This is a genomic window from Pseudoalteromonas sp. SR43-2, assembly GCF_014163885.1.
GTDB classification, from domain to species: Bacteria; Pseudomonadota; Gammaproteobacteria; order Enterobacterales; family Alteromonadaceae; genus Pseudoalteromonas; species Pseudoalteromonas distincta.
On sequence record NZ_JACJED010000026.1, the window covers coordinates 1 to 21496 of the forward strand.

At 39.4% G+C, this 21496-nt stretch carries 20 protein-coding genes; 9 read left to right on the forward strand and 11 right to left on the reverse strand.

What is annotated here, in order from left to right; translation table 11 throughout:
* Window positions 1-691: 691 nt before the first annotated feature.
* The 9 genes from rraB to H5120_RS18075 form a co-directional block, all read right to left on the reverse strand.
* The gene (rraB, locus tag H5120_RS18035; RefSeq protein ID WP_002961968.1) at window positions 692-1027 is read right to left on the reverse strand and encodes a ribonuclease E inhibitor RraB; all 336 of its coding nucleotides are present in this window, start codon (window positions 1025-1027) and stop codon (window positions 692-694) included.
* Window positions 1027-1740, reverse strand: coding sequence for a 1-acylglycerol-3-phosphate O-acyltransferase (locus H5120_RS18040; protein ID WP_182671483.1), 714 nt, complete (start codon window positions 1738-1740; stop codon window positions 1027-1029). The genes rraB and H5120_RS18040 overlap by 1 nt, the downstream gene beginning before the upstream one ends.
* Window positions 1741-1902: 162 nt before the next feature.
* Window positions 1903-4197: a DNA topoisomerase IV subunit A gene (gene parC / locus H5120_RS18045; protein ID WP_182675679.1), complete on the reverse strand. Its 2295-nt coding sequence runs from the start codon at window positions 4195-4197 to the stop codon at window positions 1903-1905.
* Window positions 4198-4207: 10 nt separating this feature from the next.
* The gene (locus tag H5120_RS18050; protein WP_024605067.1) at window positions 4208-5302 is read right to left on the reverse strand and encodes a sorbosone dehydrogenase family protein; all 1095 of its coding nucleotides are present in this window, start codon (window positions 5300-5302) and stop codon (window positions 4208-4210) included.
* Between the two features lie 29 nt (window positions 5303-5331).
* Complete coding sequence (gene parE / locus H5120_RS18055; RefSeq protein ID WP_002961961.1) at window positions 5332-7221, reverse strand: DNA topoisomerase IV subunit B; 1890 nt, start codon at window positions 7219-7221, stop codon at window positions 5332-5334.
* A 107-nt stretch (window positions 7222-7328) separates the two neighbouring features.
* Window positions 7329-7889: a YqiA/YcfP family alpha/beta fold hydrolase gene (locus H5120_RS18060; protein ID WP_002961960.1), complete on the reverse strand. Its 561-nt coding sequence runs from the start codon at window positions 7887-7889 to the stop codon at window positions 7329-7331.
* Entirely contained in the window at window positions 7874-8659 is a 786-nt protein-coding gene (locus H5120_RS18065; RefSeq protein WP_182675680.1) for a metallophosphoesterase, read from the reverse strand. The genes H5120_RS18060 and H5120_RS18065 overlap by 16 nt, the downstream gene beginning before the upstream one ends.
* Window positions 8646-9104, reverse strand: a complete 459-nt coding sequence (locus tag H5120_RS18070) for a DUF1249 domain-containing protein (RefSeq protein WP_182675681.1) — start codon at window positions 9102-9104, stop codon at window positions 8646-8648. Before H5120_RS18070 ends, H5120_RS18065 begins: the two co-directional genes overlap by 14 nt.
* Window positions 9105-9130: 26 nt before the next feature.
* Window positions 9131-9757: an NUDIX domain-containing protein gene (locus H5120_RS18075; RefSeq protein ID WP_182675682.1), complete on the reverse strand. Its 627-nt coding sequence runs from the start codon at window positions 9755-9757 to the stop codon at window positions 9131-9133.
* Window positions 9758-9908: 151 nt separating this feature from the next.
* Here H5120_RS18075 and tolC point away from each other — a divergent pair, with 151 nt between their 5' ends.
* The 3 genes from tolC (at window position 9909) to H5120_RS18090 (ending at window position 12930) form a co-directional block, all read left to right on the forward strand.
* A complete protein-coding gene (tolC, locus tag H5120_RS18080) occupies window positions 9909-11276 on the forward strand; it encodes an outer membrane channel protein TolC (RefSeq protein WP_182675683.1) in 1368 nt (455 codons plus the stop codon).
* 110 nt (window positions 11277-11386) lie between these two features.
* On the forward strand, window positions 11387-12316 hold the full coding sequence (gene lpxL / locus H5120_RS18085) for an LpxL/LpxP family Kdo(2)-lipid IV(A) lauroyl/palmitoleoyl acyltransferase (protein ID WP_154903706.1): 930 nt from the start codon (window positions 11387-11389) through the stop codon (window positions 12314-12316).
* A 41-nt stretch (window positions 12317-12357) separates the two neighbouring features.
* The gene (locus tag H5120_RS18090; protein WP_024596226.1) at window positions 12358-12930 is read left to right on the forward strand and encodes a toxin co-regulated pilus biosynthesis Q family protein; all 573 of its coding nucleotides are present in this window, start codon (window positions 12358-12360) and stop codon (window positions 12928-12930) included.
* A gap of 51 nt (window positions 12931-12981) precedes the next feature.
* On the opposite strand, the gene glnE is transcribed toward H5120_RS18090, so the two are convergent.
* Complete coding sequence (glnE, locus tag H5120_RS18095) at window positions 12982-15777, reverse strand: bifunctional [glutamate--ammonia ligase]-adenylyl-L-tyrosine phosphorylase/[glutamate--ammonia-ligase] adenylyltransferase (protein WP_138489655.1); 2796 nt, start codon at window positions 15775-15777, stop codon at window positions 12982-12984.
* A 77-nt stretch (window positions 15778-15854) separates the two neighbouring features.
* Between glnE and H5120_RS18100 the strand changes: the two genes are divergently transcribed.
* The 6 genes from H5120_RS18100 to ruvX all read left to right on the forward strand — a co-directional run bounded on the left by H5120_RS18100 (window position 15855) and on the right by ruvX (window position 20282).
* Window positions 15855-16748, forward strand: a complete 894-nt coding sequence (locus H5120_RS18100) for a hypothetical protein (RefSeq protein WP_039488320.1) — start codon at window positions 15855-15857, stop codon at window positions 16746-16748.
* Between the two features lie 64 nt (window positions 16749-16812).
* The gene (locus tag H5120_RS18105; RefSeq protein ID WP_182675684.1) at window positions 16813-17313 is read left to right on the forward strand and encodes a hypothetical protein; all 501 of its coding nucleotides are present in this window, start codon (window positions 16813-16815) and stop codon (window positions 17311-17313) included.
* A gap of 69 nt (window positions 17314-17382) precedes the next feature.
* Window positions 17383-18117 (forward strand): 16S rRNA (uracil(1498)-N(3))-methyltransferase, encoded by a 735-nt coding sequence (gene rsmE, locus H5120_RS18110; RefSeq protein ID WP_002961950.1) that lies wholly within the window; start codon window positions 17383-17385, stop codon window positions 18115-18117.
* A 54-nt stretch (window positions 18118-18171) separates the two neighbouring features.
* On the forward strand, window positions 18172-19122 hold the full coding sequence (gene gshB, locus H5120_RS18115; RefSeq protein ID WP_154903711.1) for a glutathione synthase: 951 nt from the start codon (window positions 18172-18174) through the stop codon (window positions 19120-19122).
* Window positions 19123-19237: 115 nt separating this feature from the next.
* A complete protein-coding gene (locus H5120_RS18120; protein ID WP_002961948.1) occupies window positions 19238-19795 on the forward strand; it encodes a YqgE/AlgH family protein in 558 nt (185 codons plus the stop codon).
* Between the two features lie 37 nt (window positions 19796-19832).
* On the forward strand, window positions 19833-20282 hold the full coding sequence (gene ruvX / locus H5120_RS18125; protein WP_002961947.1) for a Holliday junction resolvase RuvX: 450 nt from the start codon (window positions 19833-19835) through the stop codon (window positions 20280-20282).
* 74 nt (window positions 20283-20356) lie between these two features.
* On the opposite strand, the gene H5120_RS18130 is transcribed toward ruvX, so the two are convergent.
* The gene (locus H5120_RS18130; RefSeq protein WP_002961946.1) at window positions 20357-21493 is read right to left on the reverse strand and encodes a PilT/PilU family type 4a pilus ATPase; all 1137 of its coding nucleotides are present in this window, start codon (window positions 21491-21493) and stop codon (window positions 20357-20359) included.
* Between the last annotated feature and the right edge of the window lie 3 nt (window positions 21494-21496).

Consider the following 21496-nt stretch of genomic DNA (forward strand, 5'->3'; position numbering starts at 1 on the left):
CAATTTGATTGGTAATTTATTAAACAACCAAAAAATCATACTTTTGTAATAATAAAATTTATTAGTTTTTATTTTACGTAGTAAAGCTTACGTTCAGTTTAATGCACTAAAACACCATTGGTTAACCAATTACCTCGTACTATTTGTATAAATAAAATTTAAGCATGGCAGTACAAGATGCATTTGAAATAAGAATTTAAAAATTAAATATTAGTGAAAGCTAGCTTAAAAAACTTAAGAGGTATTTGAGCTCAGTGGGAGGAATTCTTTTTTGTAGATAATTTTATTAATGATATTTATACAAAAAATACCAATAAGTTTTAAATAAAGTATTAAAAATACCTAGATGGTTAATTTAATTTAGCTCATATTAGATTTTTTAGCAGAACTCGGCGTGTTTTTTTGTGGATTGAAATTAGTTTAATCTAGGGGCTGTTAAATCGCGGCGCGAGGTTTATAACCTAGCCAGCCAGGTAGCTATTCCTACGTTATGCGACTGGCTTACCTTTATGTGAAAGTATGTAAAAACAGAGCAAAGCTTCCGCGTCCTGTTCACGCCCCTTACCACATCGATTTAGGCAACAAAGAGTTACTATCTAAAGGGCAGCGCATGTTTGCTAGCACGCTTTTACAGGCATTAAAAAAGACGAGCACTTTGCAATGATCGCCTTTTTATATAACAGTCAGCTAATTACTCTTGAAAGTAAGTGCCCCAGCCGTCGTATTCAACATCGCACTCAACGGCTAGTTGCGCTAGCTTATCAACGTCTTCCATAATAACGTCTACGTCTAGCTCAGCTTCAACTACAATGTCAAAGCTCCAAATTTTACTGCCATCTTCAAGTTCAAGCTCTGCTGGCTCTTCAACATCGTAGCCTAATTTAAAAGCAGCCAATGCAGCTTGCTCTAGTTTAGGGAAGTCTTCACACACAAAATGGTGTTCTACTTCATAAAGTATTTCAGGATCTGATCCATCTTCAAGTAGTGAACTTACGATGTCTTCACTTATTTCACGCCAGTTTTCCATTATTTTTCTCTCACTTGAGCATCTAATTCAGTTATTTTAGCAGCCATAATGCTATGCACGCTTTTAGCATGCTCACGCGCGCTAATTTCTTTATCAAGCGGTATAGGCGCTAACATTTCGATGTAAATTGTACCATTATCCCAACGATTTAGCTTAATGGTTTTATGTGTTGTATTCATACATACCGGAATTATGGGTACATCTGCGCTCATTGCGGTGTGAAAAGCACCTGTTTTGAACGGTAGCAACCCTCTTCCATAGCTTCGTGTGCCTTCTGGAAACATCCATACAGATAAGCCATTATTTTTAATTTTTTCGGCTGCTTTGGAGATAGTTCCCGCTGCTTTGGAGCGATTCGATCTGTCTATTAATATATTACCCGACAACCAATAAAGCTGACCGAAAAATGGGATCCACTTTAAGCTCTTTTTCCCCAAACTTACGCAGTTTTTAGGCACCATTGCAGGCACTGTAAATAAGTCGTAGCTATTTTGATGATTAGCAACATAAACTGCAGGGCCTGCATCAATTGCATCTTCATGACGTGTTAAAACTAATTTAACGCCAATCATTTTAGCCATTGAGCCAAACCAGCCCGCTATAATATGTACATTATTGGGATGAAATGGTCTTACAATCGAAAGTAATAAACCAAAAATACAACTGAATAATATAAACATCAGCATAATAAAAACGCGTATAACAGCTAGCAAATGAGTTTCTCCAAAAATCAATTATGATTATTATAGCGTTAATTTGTGACACAGACGAGTCAATAGCGCACAAGTGTACGCTGAAGTATGCAAGCTCTTTACTTTAAAACAAAAACGGCCTGCAAATGCAGACCGTTTTTATTTATACAAAAAAGTAATTGGTTACTCTTCGTTAATGGCTTCTATTGGTTCATCATCTTGTGGGGTTAGCTCAACAACGGCTTCGTCAACACGCTGTAAGCCGCGCGGTAGTTTATTACCCCTACGCCCTCGCTCACCATGATAATGCTCTAAATCAGATGGTTTAAGCGTTAGTTTACGCTTACCAGCATGAAGCGTAACACTGCTTCCTTGTGGCACAACAGCAAGCACTTTTACAAACTCTTCACGGGCTTGTACTTTAGCTCCAGGAATAGAAATAATCTTATTCCCTTTACCTTTGCTAAGTTTTGGTAAGTCACGTAGCGGGAATAAAAGCATGCGACCTTCGTTAGAAATAGCCATACAGTAATCACTAGCAACATCGTTCACCCTAATAGGAGAAAGTAATATTCCACCCTTAGGGACACTTACCAGCGCTTTACCATTTTTATTTTTACTCACTAAGTCTTTAAAGTCAGTAATAAAGCCGTAACCTGCATCTGACGCCATAAGCAATACTTGCTCGTCTTCACTCATTACCACGTGCTCAAAATTAGCACCTGGTGTTAAGTTAAAACGACCTGTCATTGGTTCACCTTGGCTACGCGCCGAAGGCAGACTGTGCGCATCGGTTGCAAATGCCCGCCCTGCTGAATCTAAAAATACAGCAGGTTGATTGCTCTTACCCCGAGCCGAGGCTCTAAAGCCATCACCTGAACGGTAATTTAAGCCTTGTACATCTAAATCATGGCCTTTACCAACGCGTGCCCAGCCTTTATCAGATAGCACAACAGTGACTGACTCTGATGGAATTAAATCTTTTTCGTTAAGTGCTTTCGCTTCTGAACGCTCAATCACTGGCGAGCGACGATCGTCACCGTACATTTCAGCGGCTTCTTGAATTTCTTTTTTAAGCAGTGTCGACATACGACGTTCTGAGCCCAAAATTTGCGCTAATTTATCACGCTCTTTGGATAGTTCATCTTGCTCACCGCGAATTTTAAACTCTTCAAGTTTTGCTAAATGACGAAGTTTTAATTCTAAAATTGCTTCTGCTTGAGTATCAGATAAATCAAAGCGCTCCATTAATACAGGCTTTGGTTTGTCTTCGCTGCGAATGATTTCAATCACTTCATCGATATTTAAAAAGGCGGCTAATAAACCTTCTAAAATATGCAAACGTGCTAATACTTTATCTAAACGATACTGCAAACGACGACGCACTGTTTCGCGTCTAAATGTTAGCCACTCACTTAAAATACAGCGCAAGTCTTTAACTTGCGGGCGACCATCTAGGCCTAGCATGTTTAAGTTTACGCGGTAATTTTTTTCAAGATCGGTGGTTGCAAATAAGTGAGCCATTAATGGCTCAGCTTTAATGCGGTTTGAGCGCGGAATAATTACAATGCGCGTTGGATTTTCATGATCTGACTCGTCACGTAAATCAGCAATCATAGGTAATTTTTTAGCGTTCATTTGCGCTGCAATTTGCTCAAGTACTTTACCACCTGAACACTGATGCGGCAGCGCTGTAATAACAATATCGCCATGCTCTTCGGTGTAAACCGCACGCATTTTGATTGACCCACGACCGGTTTTATATATTTTATGAATATCGGCTTTTGGGGTAATTATTTCAGCATCTGTTGGGTAATCTGGTGCATGTACAAGCTCAAGTAATTCTTCAAGCTCTGTTTTTGGTTTATCAAGTAATAAACAACATGCGCTAGCCACTTCACGTACGTTATGTGGCGGAATATCTGTTGCCATACCTACGGCGATACCCGTTATACCATTGAGTAAAATATGCGGTAAACGAGAAGGCAATACTACAGGTTCATCCATGGTGCCATCAAAGTTTGGCGTCCAATCAACAGTGCCTTGGCCAAGCTCTTTTAGCAGTACTTCAGAAAACTTAGATAAACGCGCTTCGGTATAACGCATTGCTGCAAACGATTTAGGGTCATCTGCCGCCCCCCAGTTTCCTTGTCCATCTACCAAAGGGTAGCGATAAGAAAACGGCTGAGCCATTAATACCATAGCTTCGTAACAGGCACTGTCGCCGTGTGGATGGTACTTACCGAGTACGTCACCCACTGTACGGGCTGATTTTTTGTACTTAGCGTTAGCCGACAAGCCCAGTTCACTCATCGCATAAATAATACGACGCTGCACTGGTTTTAAGCCATCACCTACATGCGGTAGGGCACGATCCATGATTACGTACATGGAATAATTTAAATAGGCGTCTTCGGTAAAACGCCCCATTGTTTGTTGCTCAATTCCTTGCATTAGCAAGGTATCTGTATCACTCATTAAAGCTTACCTAGTTTTTCTTATAGCTTACACGGTAGATTACATTGGCGTAATCATCGCTTACTAACAGACTGCCGTCACCTAATTCTGCAAATGCAACAGGGCGTCCAAATGTTGTTTCGTCTTTCATAAAGCCAGTAATAAATGGCGTATATTTAGTTACCCGACCTACTTCGATTGTTGCAAGGCCTACTTTATAGCCTGACTTTTTAGAACGGTTCCATGAGCCATGTTCAGCAACAAATAATTGTTGCTTATAACTTGCTGGAAATTGCTTACCGTTATAAAAATGAATACCTAGTGGCGCTACATGCGCTGGAAGTGCAAGTGCTGGCGATGTGTAATCGGCAATGTTTTTACCTTCACCAAACTCAGGGTCAATAATTGCACCGGCATGAACATACGGAAAGCCAAAATGCTCACCTTCTTGCGTTGCACGGTTTAACTCATCAGGCGGAATATCATCGCCCATCATGTCGCGACCGTTATCACTAAACCATAAAGCTTGAGTTGCAGGATGAAAATCAAAACCCACTGTGTTTCTAACGCCTTTAGCTATTGTTTTTATTTGTTTTGTTTCTACATTAAGGGCAAAAATACGACCAAAACGTTCATCCTCAGCACAAATATTACACGGTACACCCACCGGAATGATTAATTCTCCCGTTGGTGCAAAACGTAAAAATTTCCAACCATGATGACGCTCACTCGGTAGTTTGTTATAGACCACATCAAACTTTGGATCTTTTAATTGGGTATCAATATTTTTAAAGCGGATAATACGATGCACTTCGCCTACATATAAATCGCCATCTTTAATTGCTATGCCAGAGGGCATGTTTAAGCCTTTAGCCACAACAATTTTTTTATCTGCTACGCCGTCGCTATTGTGATCAATAAGCGCATATACGTTGCCTGCTTTACGAGAGCCAACATACACAATACCTTTTTTTGAAACGGCTATTTGACGTGCATTTTCTACATCATTTGCAAATAAACTAATTTCAAACCCAGGTGCTACGGTGAGCTTATCAAGTATATTTTTAGCCATTGCAGGAGCGCTAGTCAGCCCAAGTAACAGCAAACTTCCTAGTAATTTTTTCATTCGTCTCTCCTAGTGTTAGGCACAAGCAATTAAACGAGTGCCTTGTTACCATGATCTTCTAACCATTGACGACGATCAGGCGATCGTTTTTTAGCAAGTAGCATATCCATCATTTCCATGGTTTCTACTTCTTCATCAAGCGTAAGCTGCACTAAGCGTCGTGTATTAGGATCCATAGTGGTTTCACGAAGCTGTAACGGATTCATTTCACCCAGACCTTTGAATCGTTGTACGTTTACTTTTCCGCGTTTTTTCTCGGCTTCTATGCGCGCCAAAATAGCGGTTTTCTCTTCTTCATCTAGGGCGTAATAAACTTCTTTACCAATATCTATTCTAAATAATGGCGGCATTGCAACATACACATGCCCTGTTTTTACTAACTCTGGAAAATGACGAACAAACAGTGCACATAACAATGTTGCGATGTGTAGTCCATCCGAGTCAGCATCGGCCAGTATACAAATTTTATTGTAACGCAGTCCCGACATATCTGTTGATTCTGGATCAATACCCAGTGCCACTGAAATATCATGTACTTCTTGTGATGCTAGTATTTGCCCCGACTCTACTTCCCAAGTATTTAAAATTTTACCACGTAGCGGCATAATTGCCTGAAATTCACGGTCTCGCGCTTGTTTCGCAGAACCACCAGCAGAATCACCTTCCACTAAAAACAGCTCGGTTCGGTCATTATCGGCAGCACTACAATCGGTCAATTTACCTGGTAATGCAGGCCCTGCAGTAACTCGTTTACGTACAACTTTTTTAGCTGCACGCAAACGGCTTTGCGCGTTTGAAATACATAACTCAGCTAATAATTCTGCGGTATCGGTATGTTCATTTAGCCATAAACTAAACGAATCTTTTACAACACCCGATACAAATGCGGCACATGAACGTGATGAAAGTTTTTCTTTGGTTTGCCCTGCAAATTGTGGATCTTGCATTTTAACCGACAATACGTAACTACAGCGTTCCCAAATATCATCCGGTGTTAGCTTTACGCCACGAGGTAGTAAATTTCTAAACTCACAAAACTCTCGCATTGCTTCAAGCAAGCCTTGGCGCAGACCATTTACATGTGTACCACCTTGCGCGGTAGGAATTAAGTTTACGTAGCTTTCCGCTATTGATTCGCCACCTTCAGGTAGCCATACAACAGCCCAATCAGCGCCTTCAATTGAGCTTTTAAATTCACCAACAAATGGGTCTTGCGGTAATGTTTCAAACCCTTTAACGGCTTCAATTAGGTAATCTTTTAAGCCCGTTTCGTAAAACCATTCTTTGGTTTCTTTTGTTTGCTTATTAACAAATTTAATACGCAGTCCTGGGCATAAAACCGCTTTGGCTTTTAATAAATGATTAAGCTTGGTAATTGAGTAGTTTGGTGAATCAAAGTAGCTAACATCAGCCCAAAAACGAACGGTGGTACCTGTATTGCGCTTACCAACAGTACCAATTACGCTCAAATCTTCTACTTTATCGCCATTTTCAAAGGCCATTCTGTATTGTTGAGCGTCGCGCCTTACGGTTACTTCTACACGGGTAGATAACGCATTTACTACAGAAATACCGACACCGTGTAAACCACCCGAAAATTGATAGTTTTTATTAGAAAACTTACCACCGGCGTGTAACTTAGTGAAAATTAGTTCAACCCCTGGGATACCTTCCTCAGGATGAATATCAATAGGCATACCACGTCCGTCATCGCTCACTTCGAGCGAGTTATCTTCGTGGAGAATTACGTCGATACGAGTAGCATGACCCGCCATAGCTTCATCGACACTGTTATCGATAACCTCTTGGCCTAAATGGTTTGGGCGTACGGTATCGGTGTACATCCCTGGGCGTCGTTTTACCGGATCTAATCCATTAAGTACTTCAATGGCTTCGGCGTTATAATTTTGATCACTCATAGTTTTTGTCTTTATATCCGCTAAGGCTCTAATACGTTTACTAGTTTTATTGTTATATGCGCTAAAGCGTTAATATAGTAACTAACCTCAGTTCAGGCTAACTAGTTTTACGTGATTTTAAGAAAATCTACAATACTTGCAAAGGTGCGTTCAAATTCAACGTAGCTATGATCGCCACCAAACTCTATCAATTGCTTGCATTGCGAATAATATTTTACTGCGTGTTGAAAGTTCAACACTTCATCGCCTGTTTGCTGTAATAAATACAGTAACTCAGGATGTGCTAATTTATCTACAGCGAGTAATTTCAGCGCCTCAATATGACTGTTATTTAAATCGTAATGATAATCTTGATACGGATTATAATTAGGCCCAAGTAACGACTGTAATAAATTATAAGGTGCGACCGCGGGATTAATGACCACTGCAGGAATTTGATAACGCTGCGATAAATACGTGGCAAAAAAACCACCTAACGAGCTACCTAATAAAACGGTATCTGGCGTTAGTAATTGTTCAAGCTCAATTATAGCTTGTAGGGGCTCGTGGTTTAAGTTCGGTACACAATAATCAACGTCATAGTTTGCCATAAGCTCACCAAAGCGCACAGCTTTATATGATTTTTGTGAACTATTAAAGCCATGAATATAAATTACGCGCTTAGCCATACCACTTCCGTTTTTACTTCAACTTTATCTTTTTTACTCTTTATATTTAGCATTCTGTAAGCAGGCCCTGCATTTTTTTGCTCCCACTTTGGAGTGTATTTTACAAACTGGACTGAACTGGCAGGACTTGCATATATAGGCAAGCCTCTAAAATTTTGTTCATAATCGTTGTGTACATGACCATGAAAAAGCGCAGATACATTATTACTATTAACTAAAATATTTAAAAGCTGTGGACCATTTTCTAATAAGTGCTTATCAAGATAGCCATTTATTGGCAGCGGATTATGATGGCAAAAGATAACTTTACTATTATTCGAGTTGACTAAAGTATCAGTTATTTCATCTAAATGCGCGCCAGTAACCCATCCTGCGGGCGTGGGTCCTTTAGAATTAATAAGAAGCAGCTCAACCCCGTTAGCAATAATATGTTTAGCCGAATTTATTTTTCCGCCACTTATGCGATTAAGCATTACTAGTTCATCATGATTACCTGGTACCCAAAATACAGGGCAAGTGATGTCACTGGCATTTATAAGTTCACTAAATAATAAGTACGATTCAAAACTATGGTCTTGTGTTAAATCACCACCAAAAATTACGCAATCTACTGGCTGCTCAGCGATGTGTGCCAAAGCTTGTTCAAAATGAGCTGCAGTATTTACATTAAAATATTCACCATTTTTATCTGCAAATAAATGGCTGTCGGTAATATGCGCAATGCACAAAGATGATTTATCAAATGTATATGTATCATCAAACCAAGCCATTATTTACATCCCAATTTAATGTTGCTTGCCCGTGCTCTACACAGGCCACTAACCAGTCGAATAAAAAAGCATTAAGTTGATACTTTTCATCTTTTTGATGCATTTTAGGGTTGGGGTATCCGTACGATGGTTTTATGCGTTGATGGTAATCGTGATGAATAATTTCAGCTACTTTCGCATCGTGATACAAACGCACCGTTAAATACAGCGGCGCTATCCCTTTAACCATTCCTGTTAGCTGCTTAATTGAAATATCCATAGTGTATTTTGCGCTGCCATCAATTTTTGTAGCAAATTCACTGTTGCCAAGTTTTACTTCACGAATGCTTCCTATATTGCGCTCGCTCGGTAACAACTTTAATAGTCGCACATAGTTATGCTCACAAAGTGTTAAATACTTTGGGAGGCTTTGAATATATCGATTTGTTGCTAATTGTGCTGTCAAAGTTCCGCCATAATATTAGTAAGAGTTTATGCCCATTTGCTTGCCATTTTTTCGCGATTTAGCGCAAGCCACTGCATACAAATAACCGTTGCCGCATTATCCATTTCACCGTTATTGAGGCGCATTAGCGCATCATCAACCGATAAAATATGAGTTTTTATATCCTCTCCTTCAGTTTCAAGACCATATACACCTGATTTCACTTGGCTTAAATCAGCACGTGCTAAATATAAGTGTAAGCGCTCAGTTGTTCCACCTGGGCTTGATAGGTATGAAAGCATAAATTCAAGCTCGATTAATTCAAGCCCTGCTTCTTCATACGCTTCTTTTTTTACAACAGATTCGTAATCCGTACTGCCGTCTGTCATTCCGGCTATACATTCTAGTAGCCACGGCGAATGCTTACTTTTAATGGCGCCAATACGTATTTGCTCAATTAAAAGAACAGTATCTGATATTGGGTCGTAAGGAAGTACTGCAATTGCATCGCCACGTTCTAATATTTCTCGGCTAATTAGCTCTGATTTTCCACCCGCAAAAAGAGCATGTTCAAACTGGTATAAATCAACCTGAAAAAAACCTTTATAAAGGTTTTTTATTGGCTTTAAATTTACATCTTTATGTGTAAATTGAACGAGCTTTTTATCAACCACGTACCTACCTCCTACTTATCTAAAGCTTTAAAATGCGTTAATATATTCTGTTACACTTGAACATACTGTTTTACTAATTATTTTTTTTGTTATGTAGTAAAACAGGTTAACATGCTTTTAGTACAAAAATTGTCTAAGGACCGAACCCCACATGAAAAAGAACATTCTTGCGGCGCTAGTTAGTTTATCATGCGCACTAAGTGCAACAGCAGTGAAAGCTGAAGATTTACTACAAGTTTTTGAAATAGCAACAGCTAACGATCCTACTGTTTTAAAAGCAAAAGCCCAAGCCGATGCGCAGTCTTACCAAAGCGATTTGGCGATGAGTGCACTATTACCTCAAATTGGTTTAACTATGGGTTATACAAAAAGCGATGCAACGTCGTACCAAAGCGTTGGCGACTTATCTAACCAAGTTAAAGTTGAAAGTGACACAGACCAATTCTCTCGTGGTGTAAGTTTAAGCCAAACATTATTTGATTTAGGTGCTTGGAACACTTTAGATATTGCCGATAAGCAAGCTCTACAAGCAAGCGGCCTATATGATGCAGCTAAACAAAATTTAATTGTACGCGTTGCTGAAGGTTATTTTAACGTATTAAGTGCCAGTGATAACCTTGAATTTGTCGAAGCTGAAAAACGTGCCATTGCACGTCAACTTGAGCAAACAAAACAACGTTATGCAGTAGGTTTAACAGCTATAACAGACGTACACGAAGCACAAGCTCAGTTTGATAACTCAGTAGCCCAAGAAATTATTGCCAGTAATGCTGTAGAAACTGCACGCGAGCAACTTCGTGAGATAACTGGTAAATATCACGAAAAATTAGACTTTTTAAATACAGATACTTTCTCAACAACTAAGCCAACGAAGCGCTCAAGCGACTTTGTTAAAGTAGCTGAAGATAAAAATATCAACTTACAAGTCTCTAAAGTAACGGTTGATATTGCAAAAGATCAAATTGAATTAGCAAAAGCGGGTCATTATCCAAAACTAACTCTAAGTGCAAGTTATGGTGACTCTCTTACAGACACTCATACAGACACTCAAATAAATGGCGCTAATTTTTATGACCAACCGCGTTCAGACTCTAGTTCTGTTGGGCTTAACTTTAGCGTACCTTTATATTCAGGTGGCGCAACGGTTGCTGCAACAAACCAAGCGCGTGCGTTTTACGTATCAGCGAGCCAAGATTATGAAACAAATTACCGCGCAGTCACTCGCACAGTAATTACATCTTATAATCAAGTTGTTTCAGATATTGCGACTTATAAAGCGCTAGAGCAAGCGGTTGTTTCAGCTCAAAGTGCCCTTAAAGCAACTGAAGCCGGTTTTGAAGTAGGTACTCGTACCATTGTTGACGTACTCGTGAGTACGCAAAATTTATACGATGCAAAACGTAACCTTGCTGATGTGCGTTACCGTTATGTGTTATCTACCCTTCGCTTAAAACAAGCAGCGGGTACATTAACAAGTGAAGATTTAGTTGCTATAAACCAAGGTTTAAAATCAGCTTAACTTTACAGCTAAACATAATATAAATTTATTCAAAGCCAGCATGTAGCTGGCTTTTTGTATTTTATAGCGCTTAGCGTTAAACTATCGTTTTTATTCTCAGAGAGATTTTTGTGGTCACCTCATCTCCTTTTAAAGCATCTTTTTTAGGCCCTCGATACTGGCTAACGTGGGTTGGCGTTTTATTTTTATACTTAATTTCTTGGCTACCACAAAAGCTACAGCTGGCAATGGGTAAGCAACTTGGCCGCTTAGTCCATAAATTTATGAAGCGCCGTCGCCATATTGCAGAAGTAAACATTAAGCTGTGCTTTCCTGATATGAGCGAAGCAGATCAAAAAAAACTTGTACTCAAAAATATGGAAAACACCGGCATTGCAATGGTTGAAACCGGCATGGCTTGGTGGTGGCCGCAGTGGCGAGTAAAAAGTGTATATGGCTCAATCAAAGGTTTGGAGCATTTTGAGCGCGTACAGGCATCTGGTAAAGGTGTTTTATTACTTGTACCTCATATTCTGCATCTTGAAATGGCGAGTCGTGTAATGGGATTAAAATGCCAAGGTTTAGGCTTTTACCGCCCTCATAACAACGCTCTAATGGAATACTTTACAACGAATGGCCGCCTTCGTTCTAACGAATACCTAATTGGCCGAAAAGATGTAAAAGGCTTACTAAAATCATTAAAAAACAAAAAAGTATGCTATTACTTACCTGACCAAGATTACGGCCGTAACCGCTGTGAATTTGTGCCATTTTACGCCGTCCCTGACACAGCAACGACAACAGGTACTCTTATGTTTGCTGGCAGTAAAAACTGCGAAACTATGAGCTTAATCTCGCGTCGCGACGAAAATGGTAAGTATCATTTAGAGGTAGTACCTGAGCTTGAAAACTTCCCAAGTGGTGATGATAAGGCTGATGTAACACGTGTAAATCAACGCATGGAACAATCTGTTAATGCCGCTCCAGAGCAATACATGTGGCTACACCGTCGCTTTAAAACTCGACCGGATAAAAATACCCCTTCTTTTTACAAAAAGTAATGGTATAACAATAATAGGAACAAATAAGGTGGGTAATAATCATGTGGTTTTGGATTAGACATTTATCATTTGCAGCCGTGCTAATAGCACTCGCCGTATACTTCTTAGTGGGTGATGGTTCTGTATTTGATATTAAAAAATCTAAAAATGCAGCCGCCGAAGGATTATCACGCTTTTACTCCTCCATTCGTAACCAAGTAAAAAGTAATAAAGAACGAGATCAATTTGTTTTAAAACTTAAAACACCAGAACAAACCTTGGATAGAGTATTGGCTGAACGTGCGCGAACAGTAGATCCAATGCCGACCACTTGGACTGGAGAGGTTGAACCTAGGCGCTTTGAAAATGGCACAACTCTTAAAGATGTACTTAATCAATATGCTAAAAACGAGGGGATTGAGCTTTACTGGTACTTAAGTAAAGATTACGTAGTTAAAGATCATTTTAGAGTAGACAGTAACTTTACTTCAGCACTGTACCAAATTGGACGCGCTATAAATGATGACTTTGAGCATGAGGTTTATACTTACTTTTGCCATAAACAAAGAGCAGCGGTTATTACCGAATTACCATCAGAATTTGTACGTACAAACTGTTTAAAACTAAAGGTTTAAGGGTTTACACGTACAAAAACCCAAGCAAGCGCTTGGGTTTTTCAATTCAATTCAATTCAATTCAAAAATACTATTCCAAATATTAGTTACGTTAGTAATATCTTGTAAAAACGTTTCTCGCGGGATCAATTTGCCTTTTTGCTCCAAGCTTAACACGTGATAACACGAGCGATAATCAATATACGCTTTTATCAACTGCTGTTTTTGCTCTTTAGTAATACAACCTATATTTGCCGCATCCGTTAATATTCTTACGTTATCTGAGTAAACTGTAAGCTGTTCAAACTCGTTTGCGTGTTTAAGTACTAAATATTGCGTAATAAACTCAATATCAGCCATGCCACCAACATCTTGTTTTAAATCAAATTGATCAATATTTCCCTTCGCTAGATGGTCGCGCATTTTTTCGCGCATTTTTATTACATCAGCTTTTAGCACGGTATCATCGCGCTGCTGGCAAAGTATGTTTTTACGAATTTGTGAAAAACGATCTATCAGATCGTTTTGACCTAAAATTAATCGAGCCCGAACAAGTGCTTGATGCTCCCACGTCCATGCTTGAGTTTGCTGATAGTGATTAAAGCTCTCTAAATTGATAGCCAATAAACCAGAGGCTCCTTCAGGACGTAATCGCGTATCAAGCTCGTATAAAATGCCCGATGCAGTACGGGTATTAAATAAATGCATTAAGCGCTGAGCGAGCTTTAAATAAAACTGACGAGAATCTATCGGTTTTTCACCATTAGTTAGGCTTGAGCCATCATGATTATGCACAAACACCAAATCTAGATCTGAGTCGTACCCGACTTCTAAACCACCTGTTTTACCATATGCAATAACAGCAAAACCTTTATTTTCATCATCTGTGCCAGGGGGCATACCAAAGCGCTTAACAGTGTTATGCCATGCAATATTAACAGCTTGGTCAACAATCGCCTCTGCCAGTACGGTTAAATGATCGCTTACTTTCATTACGTCAAGAACACCGGTTGCATCGGCGGCAGCAATTCGTAATTGATGCGTTTGCTTAAATTGCCTAAGCGACTCCATTTGCAGTTCTAAATCGTCATGCTCTATTCGTAAAAAATACTGTCTTATTTCATCTTTATACGACGTGAGCGGGGTTGGTTTATAAAGAACTGCGGGGTCTATTAGTTCATCAAGTAATATGGGGTAGCGAGAAATATGCTCCCCTATCCATTTGCTATGACAACACAGTAAAACAAGTTGCTTTAATGCACCTTGGTTTTCGTAAAGCAATTCTAAATAGGCAGTACGCGAAATTATCTTATTAAAAATTTGGCAAACCATTGTGAAAGCTGCTGCACTGGCATTAAAGTCATTTAATTGATTTAGTAAAACGGGCATTAACTTATCAAGAGTGTCACGCCCTCGGTTACCTATATTTACCTTAGACAGCCTTAATTTAAAATCGTTAAGGGGTGCTTGCCATTCATCTCTGGCCTCTTTTAAAAAGCTCACATCACCATGATCCCAAGCACTAATAAATGCGCCTTCACAGGTATCAAGTGGCACGGTTTCCTCGCCAATCACAAGTGCAAACTCACCGTTAACTTGTTTCATCACCTTTTCTATAGTGTTTAAAGTGGCAGAAAAATCAGCTTGTTCTAATAATAAATTTAAGCGTTGCTGATTCAATTCATCATCGGGGAGTGTTTGCGTTTGCTGATCGTCAAATATTTGAAGGTACTGCTCAACTTTACGTAAATAAAGGTAATTGCGCCTCAGCTCGCTTGCTTCTTGCTCATCTATAACTTGGTTAAGTGCCAACTCATTTAATGCTGTAAGTAAAGATTGGGTTTGTAAATTAGCCTCTCGCCCACCTCTTACCATTTGCAGGGCTTGCACTATAAATTCAACTTCACGAATACCACCAGCGCCTAGTTTTATATTATTAGTTAAGCGTTTACGGCGAACCTCTTGTGCAATCATTAACTTCATTTTACGCAAGGATTCAATCACCGAAAAATCAATATACCGGCGGTAAACAAACGGCTTTAAAAGCTTAATAAATTCATCCCAATATTTATTAGGGGTGCCAATTAAGCGCCCTTTTAACATGGCGTAGCGTTCCCAGTCGCGCCCTTGTTCTTGGTAGTAATCTTCAATGGCATTAAAGCTCATAACCAAAGGGCCGCTTTCGCCAAACGGACGTAAGCGCATATCAACTCTAAATACCTGCCCATCACCGGTGGCTTGGTTAAGTGCTGCAATCAGTTTTTGTGCAACTTTGGTATAAAACACTTGGGCCTCAAGGCTTCTGCGGCCACCTTGGGTTTTTGTGCTGCGCGGATACGCAAAAATAAGATCAATATCAGAGGAATAATTTAGCTCCTGTCCGCCAAGCTTCCCCATCCCCAATACCATTAGCGGCATTGCTTGGTTTTGCTCATCAAGCGGTTCACCATTTACTTTTGCCACCTGTGCATGCGCCCATTGGTTGGCGCTATTAATTAACATGTCAGCCAGTTGGCTTATGTAATTAATACTATCGGCAATGGGGTTGTTACAGCATAAATCTAAAAAGGCGACTTTAAGCCAGTACTTTTCACGATATTGACGAAGTACTTTATGGCACTGTGCTTCATCAAGGTCAGCTAAATTCAGGTTTTTAAAAGGAGAATCTATTACTCTATTTTGTATTTCGTCTTTGCATAATAGCCAGGTATTTAAATCAGGTTGTGACTCTAAACTGCGCCAAGCAAAGTCGCTTAATGCTAATAACCTTACAACTTCACTTTGTTTACTTTGCTGCGGGTATAACTGTTCAAAGCGCATCAAGCCAAGTTTTTGTAATTGAATAGGAAGTTGCTTTACGTTACTCATCAATCCTCTCTTTTATATCATCAATAACCGTACTAGAATGATTAAAACCTAGAAAGGTTAACTTAATTAGGATCACCATGTCATATTTGTCTTTATCTAACACTAGTTTTATTGCGATTGCCATTAGTTTTGCGGTTATTTGCATAACTATTTTTTGTTTACGAGTTGTCACTCAAATCAAAGCAAAACAAGCGCTTAAAGATGAGTTAGCGCAACACGACAACTTTGCCATGGGTATTAGTTTTGCATCTGAAATATCGGTTGTTATAGCCACTATAGCCTTTTTATTTGACGAAATAAGCGTAAGCACTGCACAGTCAAACCCGTTAAAAGTGTTAATTATTATTGTTCTCTTATTCACTTTTATAAAAGTGGGCCATTTAATTCACAGAAAATGGATACTCCACAGATTTAATGAAGAAGCTGCCATACTAAAACAAAATGTATGTGCTGCATTGGTAGACTCAGGAATGTTAATCGCTAACTGTATTATTGCTCTGGGCTTGTACACGTGGACGCACACCCAAGGGTTTAGCAACTTACTTATTGCTTGCGTTAGCTTTTTTACACTTCAGGGGATGTTTGCACTTGATAGCAAAATACGAGAACACCGTTTTGCAAAAGCAAACCAAGGTGCGTCACTACAAAGTAACTTTAACCTAGAAAATACATCTATTGGTATAAGATATGCTGGAAAATCAATTGGCTTAGCGTTGGCTGTATATGCTGGTTTATCTAGCGCAGCATTTCAAAACGGTAAAATGGTTGAAAACATATTTACACTTGTAATGCATTGCGGTGTAATGTGGATACTACTTTACAGCTTAACGTATGTGATAAAAATTATCTCTTTACCAAATATTGATACGGCTCTTGAAATAGACCATCAAGATAATATTGGGGTAGCATGCATAGAATTTGCTGTTTTTTGTGCTATAGGTTATTTACTTATTAGTATGTTTTCTCTTTAGACCTTTTTACTGAAAATACAGCAATTGAAACGTCTGCATTTAAGTAATAATGGTAATTACTTAGATGCAACAAGGTCCTAGCTCTATGCCACCTGAAATAACGAACTATTTGTTAATTGACATAGACAACGAATTTAGCCGCGCATTTGCCGAATACTATGTAAATAGTAATGGCATAACAAAAGCGAGTACACTTATTGCTGCAGGGAGTAATACCCGCCAATTAGTAAAAATGATGTTTGACGAGCTTATTAAAGACTATAGTTATTGCGATCTTGGAAACGAAATAAGCGTTTCTGAGTTAATTAATTATTTAAAAGATCATCACGATTTACACGGAGTCCTTTTCAATAGCACCGATTATTTACTCGCAAGTGATAAGCAGCGCTTTATTTATAACTCCTTGCATAAAGAACGCTTTTTAATAAATCTTGATGATATAGGCTATACACTAAGCCGGGTTACCGACGAGACGTTAACGGAACCTTCGCAAAATCATCACGATATAGCGCACACCCCACAAGATTTAATAGATCTCGCCGAACAACTTAATAAAAATAAATAATTGCGCACAGCCCCCAGCTTACTTACCATAGCAATATATATTTTTACGCTATGTAGTAAGTGACGCCCTATGCGAGTTCCTCATATTTATCAAACATCGAGTATTGCCCTAAACACCCCTGTAACTTTAGATGACGATGCTGCAGGGCATATTGGCAGAGTGCTGCGCATGAAAGTAGGCGAGCATGTATCTATTTTTAATGGCGAAGGTGGCGAATACCTTAGTGAAATAATTGAGGTAACAAAAAAAACAGTCGTCGTAATGCCATTAGAACTTAACCCTCACGATGTAGAATCTCCACTTAAAATTCATTTAGGTCAGTGTGTATCCCGTGGTGATAAAATGGATTTTACAATTCAAAAGTCAGTTGAACTAGGTATTACCGAAATCACCCCTATTTTTAGTCAACGCTGTGGTGTGAAACTAATGGGCGATCGTCTTGAGAAAAAACACCAACAATGGCAAAAAATTGCAATTGCTGCGGCTGAGCAGTCAGGGCGTAATTTTGTGCCAATTATTCACCCACCTATAGATTTAAAACAATGGCTTGCACAACAAACCGATGCAATTAAGCTCACTCTTCACCCTCGTGCTGAGCACAGCATTAAAACCATTACGGTACCTAAAGATGGCGTACGCTTTTTAGTAGGCCCCGAAGGTGGCTTTACCGACGATGAAATGGCACTAACCAAACAACTAGAATTTGTAGATATTCGCTTAGGCCCGCGCGTTTTACGAACGGAAACAGCTGCTTTAACGGTCTTAAGTGCATTACAACTTCAATTTGGCGATTTAGCTAATTGAAATAACTAAAAGCACCCTCATATAAACAGTAACATTTATAGTAAGGCACAGCGCATGGCAATTAAGTTAGGTATTATTTCAGATCCTATTAGTGGATTTAACATCAAAAAAGACACCGGTTTTGCAATGATGATGCAAGCGCAAGAACGTGGCTACGAAATTTATTATATGGAGATGGACGATTTATCTCTTCGTAAAGGTAAGTCGTACGCTACAGCGTCTAAAGCGCAAGTGTTTAATAATGCAGAAAAATGGTATGAGCTTGAAGAAAAAGCCACTATAGCCCTTGCCGATCTTGACGTAATTTTAATGCGCAAAGACCCTCCTTTTGATACTGAATACATTTACGCGACGTATATTTTAGAGCGTGCTGAACAAGAAGGTACGTTAATAATTAACAAGCCACAAAGCCTTCGCGATGCTAACGAAAAGCTATTTACAGCATGGTTTAGCGAACATACGCCAGACACACTTGTTACACGTAGCCAAAAACAAATTCGTGAATTTTTAGCACAGCATAAAGACATTATTTTAAAACCGCTTGATGGCATGGGTGGCGCATCGATTTTTCGCATTAGAGAAGACGATGCCAACATTGGTGTAATTTGTGAAACGTTAACCGAGCACGGCAGCCGCTTCGCAATGGTGCAAAATTACATTCCAGAGATCAAACAAGGCGATAAGCGCGTACTAGTAGTTGATGGCGAAGTTATTCCATATTGTTTAGCGCGTATACCGCAAAATGGTGAAACACGCGGTAATTTGGCTGCAGGCGGTCGAGGTGAAGCCCGTCCACTTAGCGAATCAGATTTAAAAATAGCGCAAGCTGTTGCACCAACGCTCAAAGAAAAAGGCTTAATATTTGTAGGTTTAGATATTATTGGCGATAAATTAACTGAAATTAACGTAACTGCACCAACGTGCGTACGCGAAATTGAAGCTGCTTATGATATTTCTATCACAGGTATTTTATTTGATGCAATTGAGCGTAAATTAGGTAAGTAATTACCACAATAAAAAGCCCATTAGTTTAAGCCTTTCATGCAATTAATGAGCTTTTTATGTCAATTTAAATAACTATGCCATACTCAAAGTTCATTAACTAAAAAGGGTGAAATCTATGCAGTCATTAGAAAATCATTTTTTAATCGCGATGCCGTCAATGCAAGACCCTTTTTTTAAACGTGCTGTTACCTATATTTGTGAGCACAATGAAGATGGGGCTATGGGCTTGGTAATAAACCAACCTATTGATGTTACTGTTGGCGAACTTTTAGATAAAATAGAAATTGATAACGACAAAACGCAAAACGCAGCAAAAGTAAGTGTGTTTGCAGGTGGGCCCGTTAAAACTGACCGTGGTTTTGTACTGCACTCTCCCCAATCGGGTTATTCAGCAAGTCAGAAACTCAGTAGCGATATTATGATCACTACCTCAAAAGACGTTTTAGCAAACTTAACCACTGCACAAGCACCAGAGCAGTTTATTATTACACTTGGTTATTCAGGGTGGGAGCAAGGACAACTCGAACAAGAGTTACTTGATAACAGCTGGTTGATCATAGAAGCCGATCCGAAGATCATTTTTGATACCCCCGTTGAAAAACGATGGGAAAAAGCAGTTTCAATGTTGGGCTTTGATATTAGCCAACTCAGCCCTGAAGCTGGTCACGCATAATAGTAACTAACCCTTAGCAAACTTAAACAAGATACACATGACAAAAAAATCGCTTAAGCCGCAAGGCGAACGCACTGTAATGGGCTTTGACTTTGGCACCAAAAGTATTGGTATTGCTATTGGGCAAGAGTTAACCGGCAGTGCGTCTAGCCTTAAGGCTGTAAAAGCACAAGATGGTATTCCTAATTGGGACCATATCGCCGTACAAGTAGCCGAGTGGCAGCCTGACTTAATGGTTGTTGGTTTACCACTAAATATGGATGGAACATCACAAGAGGTTACCTTTAAAGCAAAAAAGTTTGCCAACAGATTGCATAATCATTATGGCATTCCTGTGCAAACACAGGATGAGCGCTTAACGACAGCGGACGCTAAAGCGCGACTTTTTGAAAGTGGCGGCTATAAAAACTTAGGTAAAGGTAACGTAGATAATATGTCTGCGGTTATTATTTTAGAAAGCTTTTTTGAATCTAGTTACGGTGAATAAGCTGGCTATATAAACAACCCTTTATACAAATAAAAAAAGCGCCAATTGGCGCTTTTTTATTGATTACTTTTAAATTATTGATCGCTATTTTTATCATCAAGGCCATCAATAGTAACGCCCTGTAAAAAGCCCGCACCTTGTTGTTCGTTATTGCGCAGTTTTATCATTAAGCGTAAATCATTTGGCGAGTCAGCATGGTGCAGTGCATCAGCGTAGTTAATTCGCTGCTGTCTGTACAACTCAAATAACGCTTGGTCAAAGGTTTGCATGCCCATTTCTTTCGACTTAGCCATTGCCTCTTTAATTCCGCCAATATCACCATTTTTAATCAGCTCAGCGACCATTGGTGAGTTAAGCAATATTTCAATAGCTGCAACACGGCTTTCACCATCAGCAGTCGGCACTAGTTGCTGAGCAACAATGGCGCGTAAGTTAAGTGCTAAGTCGTACTTAAGCTTATCGTGTTTTTCTTTTGGTACTAAATGCATAATACGGTCAATCGCTTGGTTCGCATTATTAGCATGTAGTGTCGCAACACATAGGTGCCCGGTTTCAGCAAAGCTTAGGGCGTATTCCATGGTTTCTTGCGATCGAATTTCACCAATCAAAATAACATCTGGAGCTTGGCGTAATGAGCTTTTAAGTGCCGACTCAAAGCTTTCTGTATCAAGCCCTACTTCGCGCTGAGTAATAATACTTTTACGATGCTCATGAACGAACTCAATCGGATCTTCAATGGTCAGTATATGACCTCGTTGATTACGGTTTCGATAACCAATAAGTGCAGCTAGTGAGGTCGATTTACCCGTACCTGTACCACCTACAAATAAGACAAGACCGCGTTTAGACATAATTACATCTGTCAGTGTAGACGGCAGACCTAAATCACTCACATCAGGAATTTGCGTCACAATACGGCGAATAACCATACCTGCTCTATCGCGCTGCCAAAAAGCAGAAATACGAAAACGCCCTTCGTCGGTAGCAATCGCAAAGTTACATTCTTTCGTTGTATGAAACTCTGCTTTTTGCTTTTCGCTCATTGCAGATTCTACTAACTCAAGCGATTGCTCATCAGTCAGTCTATCGTCACTGAGAGCTATTAGCTCGCCGTTTATTTTTGCACTTACAGGTAACTGACTCGATACAAATAGGTCAGAACCCTTTTTCTCAATCATTATGAGTAAAAAGTCGTTTAAAGATAAAGCCATAAT